The 7,772-nt window shown below is 71.8% G+C and carries 5 protein-coding genes; 3 read left to right on the forward strand and 2 right to left on the reverse strand.

What is annotated here, in order from left to right; translation table 11 throughout:
- The first annotated feature begins 63 nt into the window (after window positions 1-63).
- The 3 genes from ABZ873_RS21665 to ABZ873_RS21675 all read left to right on the forward strand — a co-directional run bounded on the left by ABZ873_RS21665 (window position 64) and on the right by ABZ873_RS21675 (window position 6,375).
- Window positions 64-1,410 carry a TIR-like protein FxsC gene (locus tag ABZ873_RS21665; RefSeq protein ID WP_360874432.1) on the forward strand — a complete coding sequence of 449 codons (1,347 nt, stop codon included), beginning with the start codon at window positions 64-66 and terminating at the stop codon, window positions 1,408-1,410.
- Window positions 1,407-5,402: an FxSxx-COOH system tetratricopeptide repeat protein gene (gene fxsT, locus ABZ873_RS21670; protein ID WP_360874435.1), complete on the forward strand. Its 3,996-nt coding sequence runs from the start codon at window positions 1,407-1,409 to the stop codon at window positions 5,400-5,402. The genes ABZ873_RS21665 and fxsT overlap by 4 nt, the downstream gene beginning before the upstream one ends.
- A 76-nt stretch (window positions 5,403-5,478) precedes the next feature.
- Entirely contained in the window at window positions 5,479-6,375 is an 897-nt protein-coding gene (locus ABZ873_RS21675) for a DUF4231 domain-containing protein (RefSeq protein ID WP_360874438.1), read from the forward strand.
- Between the two features lie 42 nt (window positions 6,376-6,417).
- On the opposite strand, the gene ABZ873_RS21680 is transcribed toward ABZ873_RS21675, so the two are convergent.
- On the reverse strand, window positions 6,418-6,897 hold the full coding sequence (locus ABZ873_RS21680) for a hypothetical protein (protein WP_360874441.1): 480 nt from the start codon (window positions 6,895-6,897) through the stop codon (window positions 6,418-6,420).
- A gap of 102 nt (window positions 6,898-6,999) precedes the next feature.
- The coding region (locus tag ABZ873_RS21685; protein WP_360874444.1) for a S1 family peptidase at window positions 7,000-7,772 on the reverse strand (773 nt) is incomplete at its 5' end.

The raw sequence follows: 7,772 nt of genomic DNA on the forward strand, positions 1-7,772 counted from the left end.
GGATGTGGCGAAGCAGCTCCGGAATGATGTTTCTTCGCTTCGCATCTTCGGGACGGGGGGCGTGTGCCCGCATCAGTGCAGCCGTATTTCTTTCTCAGCTACGCGCATACACCGAGATTCGGGGCCGGGGGGCCCGACCCCGACATGTGGGTCGAGCGCCTGTACCGCGATCTGTGCAGCCATGTCATGGCGCTGACGGATCTGCCCGCGGGGGCCGAAGCGGGTTTCATGGACCGGGAGATACGCAGCGGCGAGGGCTGGTCGGAACGGCTCGGTGCGGCGCTCGCCACCTGCCGGGTCTTCGTCCCGCTGTTCTCGCCGCGGTATTTCGCCAGTGAGATGTGCGGGAAGGAGTGGTTCGCCTTCGCCCAGCGCGCGATCCACCAGGGCGCGGTGAGCAACCGGCCCGCCGAGGCGATCGTGCCCGCTTTATGGGTGCCGGTGCCGCCGTCGCAACTCCCCGGTCCCGCGGAGCGGTTGCAGTTCAACCACAACACCTTCGGCGAGCGCTACGTCACCGACGGGCTGTACGGCCTCATCAAACTCCGGGGGTACGCCGAGCAGTACGAGCGGGCGGTGTACGAGCTGGCCAAGCGCATCGTGCGGGTGGCCGAGACCGTCCGGCTGACCCCGGTCCGCCCGGTGGACTACCGCGTGGTGCCGAGCGCCTTCGGGCCCGCCGGGAACCACACCGGCGGCCCCGCCCGCAGTCTGCACGTGACGGTGGCCGCCGCCTCCCGCCACGACCTGCCCGACGGGCGCAGCCCCGAGTACTACGGGGACAGCGCCCTGGAGTGGAATCCGTACCATCCGGTGTCCCAGCGGCCGGTGGCCTATGTCGCGGAGGAGCTGGTCAAGAACCTCAACTACCAGACGAGCATGGGCTCCTTCGACGACGAGGCCGGCCATTTCGACAGCAAGCAGCCGCCGACCCGCCCGGAGATCCTGATCGTCGACCGCTGGGCGGTGGAGGACCCGGACCGCCGCCAGCGCCTGGCCGCCTTCGACCAGGAGTCCCGCCCGTGGATCAACGTGGTCGTGCCGTGGAACCGGTACGACCACCAGAGCCGGGCCAAGGAGAACGAGCTGGCGCGGCGGCTGGAGGAGACCCTGCCGGTCAAGATGAGCCAGGGCCGGGCGGCGTGCCGGGCCGCCGCCAACGGCGTGGCGAACATGGAGACCCTGGGCCAGATCCTGCCGCAGGTGGTCGAGGCGGCCGCCCAGCAGTACCTCAGACACGCCCAGGTCTACCTGCCGGCGGGCACCCAGTCCGAGCGCCCGAGACTGCTCGGGCCGATGGGGATGGACGGGCCTCCCGTACCGCCTCCGGCCCCCTTCCCGCCCGATACGTACGGCGGCCACAACGACGGCAACGACAGCAACGACACCGACCGGGGGGACGCCGAATGACAGCGAGTCGTGACAGCCGCGACACCCGTGACGGACGCATCGTCACCTTCTACTCGTACAAGGGCGGCACGGGCCGCACGATGGCGCTCGCCAACACCGCCTGGATCCTGGCGGCCAACGGCAAGCGGGTGCTCGCCGTGGACTGGGACCTGGAGGCCCCCGGCCTGCACCGCTTCTTCCACCCCTTCCTGGACCCGTCCACGCTGGGGGCCACCACCGGGGTCATCGACCTCATCAGCGAGTACGCCTGGGCCGCCACCAGTCCGGTGCAGCGGGCCGACGACTGGCACAAGGACTACGCGCGGATCGAGCCGCACGCCGTCTCCCTCACCCCGGAGACCCTGGGCTGGGAGTTCCCGGACGGCGGCACCCTGGACTTCGTCTCCGCCGGCCGGCAGAACCGCGAGTACTCGGCGACGGTCTCCACCTTCGACTGGGACAACTTCTACGACCGGCTGGGCGGCGGCCTGTTCTTCGACGCCTTACGCGCCGACATGAAGCGGAACTACGACTACGTCCTGATCGACAGCCGCACCGGCCTGTCCGACATCGCGGACATCTGCACGGTGCACCTCCCGGACGTCCTCGTCGACTGCTTCACCCTGTCCGACCAGTCCATCGACGGGGCCGCCTCGGTGGCCCGGCAGATCGACGAGCGCTTCAACGACCGCGGCATCAAGATCTTCCCGGTCCCGATGCGCATCGACGAGGGAGAGAAGGAGAAGGCCGACGCGGGCCGAGCGCTGGCCCGCCTCAAGTTCGACCGCTTCCCCGGCGGGCTGGTCGGGGACGAGCTGACCTCGTACTGGGGCGCGGTGGAGATCCCGTACCGGCCCTACTACGCCTACGAGGAGACGCTGGCCACCTTCGGGGACGAGGCCGGGCTGACCAACTCGCTGCTCTCCGCGTTCGAACGGCTCACCGCCGTGGTCACCGAGGGCGCGATCACCTCCATGCCGGCCATCGGCGAGGAGGTCCGGCTGCGCATCCGGGACGCCTTCACCCGGCGCCGTCCGGCGCTGCCCGCCGACCTCTTCCTGTCGTATGTCGCCGAGAACCGGATGTGGGCGGACTGGATAGAGTCCGTGCTCACCCGGGCCGGTTTCCGGGTGGTCCCCAAGGACGTCTCCGCCGAGCATCCCGCGGCCACCGGCACGAACGCGGGCGGCGACACCCTGGGCGGGGCGGGCATCAGCGTGGACACCGCCGCCCGGACGGTGGTGCTCCTGTCCACCGCGTACCTCAAGTCCGCGCGGGCCGTGGACGTGTGGGAGCGGGCCGCCGCGGAGGACCCGACCGGGGGCCGGCGCCATCTGGTGCCGCTGCGGGTGGGCGACGTACGGCTGTCCACCCCCTACATCGACCGTAATCCGGTGGACCTGTTCCGGCTGGACGAGGTGCACGCCACCGCCGCGCTGCTGCGCGCGGTGGAGCGGCCGATGGCGCTGCCCGACAGCGTGGCCAGCGCCTCGCAGCCCGGGCCGCGCTTCCCGGGGACGGTGCCGAAGATCTGGAACGCGCCGCCGCGGAACCCGGGGTTCACCGGGCGCAGCATCGTGCTGGAGCGGATGCGCGACCAGCTCGGCGGCGGCATGGCCGTCGTGCTGCCGCAGCCGCAGACGCTGTTCGGCCTCGGCGGTGTCGGCAAGACCCAGGTGGCCCTGGAGTACGTGCACCGGTTCATGGCCGACTACGACCTGGTGTGGTGGATCTCCTCGGAGCAGACCGACGACGTGGTCGCGGCCCTCGCGGAGCTGGCCGTACGGCTGGGGGCGCAGACCGGCGAGGACATGGCGGCCGCCTCCCAGGAGGCGATCGACCTGCTGCGGCGCGGGGTGCCCTCCTCGCGCTGGCTGCTGGTCTTCGACAACGCCGACGATCCGGAGACCCTCAAGCGGTTCTTCCCGCCGGGCGGTCCGGGCCATGTGCTGGTGACCTCCCGCAACCAGTCCTGGTCGCAGTACGGTGACGCGCTGCCGGTGGACGTGTTCCTGCGCGAGGAGTCCATCGAGCACCTCCAGCGCCGGGCCCCGGGGCTCAGCAAGGAGGACGCCGAGCAGGTGGCGGTGGCGGTGGGCGACCTGCCGCTGGCCGTGGAGCAGGCGGGTGCCTGGATCGCGGAGACGGCGACGCCGGTGTCCGCGTACATCGAGCAGCTGGCGCAGCAGGCGGCGCGGGTGCTGGCGCTGAACCAGCCGCCGGGCTACCCGGAGCCGGTGGCGGCGACGTGGAACATCTCCATCGAGCGCCTGCAGTCCCGCTCCCCCGCGGCGGTCCGGCTGCTCCAGCTGTGCGCGTTCCTGGCGCCCGAGCCGATCTCCGCGAACCTGCTGTACAGCAAGGAGATGATCGACGCCCTCAAGCCGTACGACTCCTCCCTCCAGGAGAAGCTGGTGCTGGGCCGGGTGATCCGGGAGATCGGCCGCTTCGCGCTGGCCAAGGTGGACCAAGTCAGCAACAGCATCCAGGTGCACCGGCTGGTGCAGGCGGTGATCCGGGCGCAGCTGAGCGAGGAGGAGCAGCGGGAGGCGCGGCACGCCGTCCACCGGATCCTGGCCGGGGCCCGGCCGGATGACGACGAGCCGATCGACAATCCGGAGACCTGGCCGCGGTTCAACACCATCTGGTCGCACCTGGCCCCTTCGGAGGCGCGGTTCTGCAAGGAGCCGGAGACCCGCCGGCTGCTGATCGACCGGGTGCGCTACCTGTGGAAGCGCGGTGACTTCAAGGCCGCCTACCAGCTGGGCGAGGAGCTGCGCGACGCCTGGAAGGAGATGCTGGGCAACAACGACCTCCAGTACCTGTACCTGCGTTTCCACCTGTCGAACATCCTGCGTTCGCAGGGGCGGTTCGTGGAGGCGAAGGAGCTGGACGAGGTCACGCTGGAGCGGCAGAAGGCGGTGCTGGGCCCCTCGCACCCGCACACCTACATGACCATGAGCGGTCTGGCCAACACCCTGGGCGCGCTGGGTGACTACGGGCAGGCGATGGAGCTGGCGACGGAGGCGCACGAGGGGTTCAGCCAGATCTTCCACGAGGCGCACCCGCGCACGCTGGCAGCGGCGAACAACCTGGCGCTGAACCTGCGGCTGGTGGGGCAGTACACCAGAGCCCGCGAGATCGACCAGGAGGTGCACGACCTGCGCACGGAGGTGCTGGGCCCGGAGCACCCGTACACGCTGTCCTCGGCGCAGAACCTGGCCCGGGACCTGCGCGAGGTGGGCCGCTACGAGGACTCGGTGCAGCTGCTGAGCCGGACGTACGAGGTCTACAAGCGGACGCTGGGGCGGGCCTTCCCGGGCACCCTGGCGGCGGCGAAGAACCTGGCGGTGTCGCTGCGCCGGGCGGGCCAGCTGGAGGACGCGCTGCGGCTGACGACGGCCACCCGGGCCCGCTACCGGGCCAAGTACACCTCGGTCAACCCGGACCTGCTGTCCTGCGAGCTGAACCTGGCCTCGGACCTGTTCGCGACCGGTGATCCGGGCGGGGCGCGGGATCTGGCGCAGGAGGTGGTGGACGAGTACATGAAGGTGCCGGGCGAGCGGCATCCGTACACCCTGGCGGCGGTGAACAACCTGGCGGTCTTCCACTGGGGCACGGGCTCGGCGGAGACGGCCGAGGCGATGCTGCGGCAGACGATACGGCTGATGCGGGACGTGCTGGGCGACAACCATCCGCACACGGTGTTCGCGCACCTCAACCTGGCCAACGCGCGGGCCGACCTGGGCGATCCCGAGGGGGCGCTGGAGCTGGAGCGGCTGTCGGTGCTGCGGCTGCGCGAGGCGCTCGGGGCGCACCATCCCGAGACGCTGGCGAGCAGTTCCAACATGGCGATCAGCCTGGACTCGATGGGCCGCAAGGAGGAGGCCGCCCGGCTGCGCGCGGAGGCGGTGTCCGAGCTGTCCCGGCTGCTCGGCGAGGACCACAGTCTGACCCGCTACGCCCGGGACGAGCGGCGGGTCCACCGGGACCTGGAGCCACTGGCCGTGTGATCCGACGGGGGACGGCGGGGGCCGCGGGCCCCCGCCGCCCGCCACCCGACCTCAGGGGGGCGCTGTGACCGACAGCATGACCTTTCGAAACGAGGACCTGCCGGCCCTCTTCCACCACACGGACCGGGCGGCGGTCTCGCGGCAGCGGGAGTCCACCCAGGCGACCCGGGCGCAGTTGCTGCTGCTGGTCGTGGCGGCGGGCGCGGCGGCGCTGCCGCCGGGGCCGAAGCTGGGCCCGCTGCGGTTCTTCGGGCTGCTGAGCGTGCTCGCGTACGCGGGGGTGCTGGCGGTCGGCGTACGGGCGACCCGGCGCCGGGCCCGGCCGCAGTGGCAGCTGAACCGCAGCGCCGCCGAGTTCATCAAGTCCCTGGCCTGGCGGTACGCCGTCCACGGCGCGCCGTTCGGCAGCGAGGCGGGCGCGGTGGAGGAGGCGTACCGGACGCGGCTGGAGGCCGGGCTGGGCGAGCTGCGGAAGATGGGCTGGGAGGATCCGCGGGGCACCGGGACGGTACCGGAGGGCGCGGAGATCACCGGGGCGATGCGGCGGCTGCGCGGCAAGGACTACCACGTGCGCAGGGAGACGTACGTCCGGGACCGGCTGATCGAGCAGCGCAACTGGTACCGGCGGCGGACGGAGGTCTCGCGGCGGGCCACGCACCTGTGGTCGTGGACGATCGTCCTGCTGACCTGCCTGGCCCTGCTGTTCTCGCTGCTCGGGGCGCTGGATTCGGGGCCGGGGCCGGGGACGACCGGGGTGCTGAGCGCGGCGGCGGCGGCCGGTATCGCGTGGAACGAGGTGCGCCGGCACCATCCGCTGATCGAGGCGCACAGCCTGATCGAGCAGGACCTGGCGGCGATGATGGTGGTGATGCAGACGACCATCACGGAGTCGCAGTGGCCCTCGTCGGTGTACGAGACGGAGCGGTACGTCTCTCCGCAGCACACGGACTGGCTGGCGCGGCACAGCAGTTGAGGCGGCTCTTCCCCGGTGCGGAGGGTGTGGCTCAGTCGCGGCTCAGTCGCGGGCCACGCCCTCGCGCCACAGGACGGTGACGGGTTTGCCGAGCGCCCGCGCGTAGGCCACGATCTCGGCGGTGCCGCCGTGGCCGCGGGCGGGCCGGCCGTCCCAGACGGCGACGAGCCGGTCGCAGGAGTCGGCGATGTAGGTGCCGGCGGCGTAGTAGGCGGCGTCGGTGGAGCGGGGGAAGTCCATGCGGACCTCCTGGGTGGCCCGCAGCCGCAGCCGCTGGTAGCGGTCCAGGGCCTCGGGGCCCTCGAAGCCGTCCTCGTAGTCGCCGCTGGGGATGACCACGGTGAGGTCGGCGCCGCATTCGAGCGCGATGGCCGCGAAGAGCTGGTCGGCGCCCTCGGCGAGGCTGGAGAGGGCTTCCAACGGCCCGTCGTGACCGCCGAGTACGGCGCGCAGGCCGCTCTCCACGGGGCCGAGCACCGCGTCGGGGAGGGTCCGGTGACCGGTCACGCCGATGCGTTTCATGCAGAACCCGCTTCCCCCCGCTGACACGGCCGCCCTGGACATCCTCCCAGAAGGCGGGAGGACGTCCAGGGTGCCGGCAGGGGCGCACGGGGCATCGGCCGGTCAGTAGACGCTGACCCCGTAGGCGTTGAGCGCTTCGACCACGGGCTGGAAGAAGGTCGTGCCGCCGGAGGAGCAGTTGCCGCTGCCTCCGGAGGTGAGGCCGACGGCGCGGGTGCCGGAGTAGAGCGGGCCGCCGCTGTCGCCGGGCTCGGCGCAGACGTTGGTGCGAATCATGCCGTAGACGACGTCGCCGCCGCCGTAGTTGACGGTGGCGTTGAGGCCGGTGACGCGGCCGCTGTGGATGCCGGTGGTGGAGCCGCGGCGGGTCACGGACATGTTGACGGTGGCGTTGACGGCGCTGGTGATGTCCTGGCTGCCGACGGTGCCCGGGGGCACCGGGGTGTTGCTGGCGTACTTGATGAGGCCGTAGTCGTTGTTGGGGAAGCTCGACCCGACGGTGGAGCCGAGGACGGTGGTGCGGGCGGAGTTGGTCCACCAGGTGCCCGCGCCGTCGGTGCAGTGGCCGGCGGTCAGAGCGTAGTAGGTGCTGCCGCTGCGCACGTTGAAGCCGAGCGAACAGCGCCAGCCGGAAGCGTAGATGGCGTCGCCGCCGGAGGCGAGTTTGGTGAGCTTGCCGGGGATGCGTTCGATGCGCAGGGCGGCGGCGTCGGCGCCGGCCTCGCGCTTGATCCGCGCGAGGGCGGCGGCGGAGACGGTGGAGTCGGCGGAGACCACGAGGGTCCCGGTGGCGGGGTCGGTGTGCCAGGCGGTGCCCGCGACGTCGGCGCGCAGGACGGAGGCGCCGGCGGCGGCGAGCCGGTCGGCGCCGAAGC

Origin of the sequence: Streptomyces sp. NPDC047014, from assembly GCF_040644195.1 — a bacterium.
Classification (GTDB): Bacteria; Actinomycetota; Actinomycetes; order Streptomycetales; family Streptomycetaceae; genus Streptomyces.

What these genes read in the sequence shown, in the direction of transcription:
- fxsT (WP_360874435.1), top strand. Translation starts at nt 1,407, where the DNA reads ATGACAGCGAGTCGTGACAGCCGCGACACCCGTGACGGACGCATCGTC.
- ABZ873_RS21675 (WP_360874438.1), top strand. Translation starts at nt 5,479, where the DNA reads ATGACCTTTCGAAACGAGGACCTGCCGGCCCTCTTCCACCACACGGAC.
- ABZ873_RS21680 (WP_360874441.1), bottom strand. Translation starts at nt 6,897, where the DNA reads ATGAAACGCATCGGCGTGACCGGTCACCGGACCCTCCCCGACGCGGTG.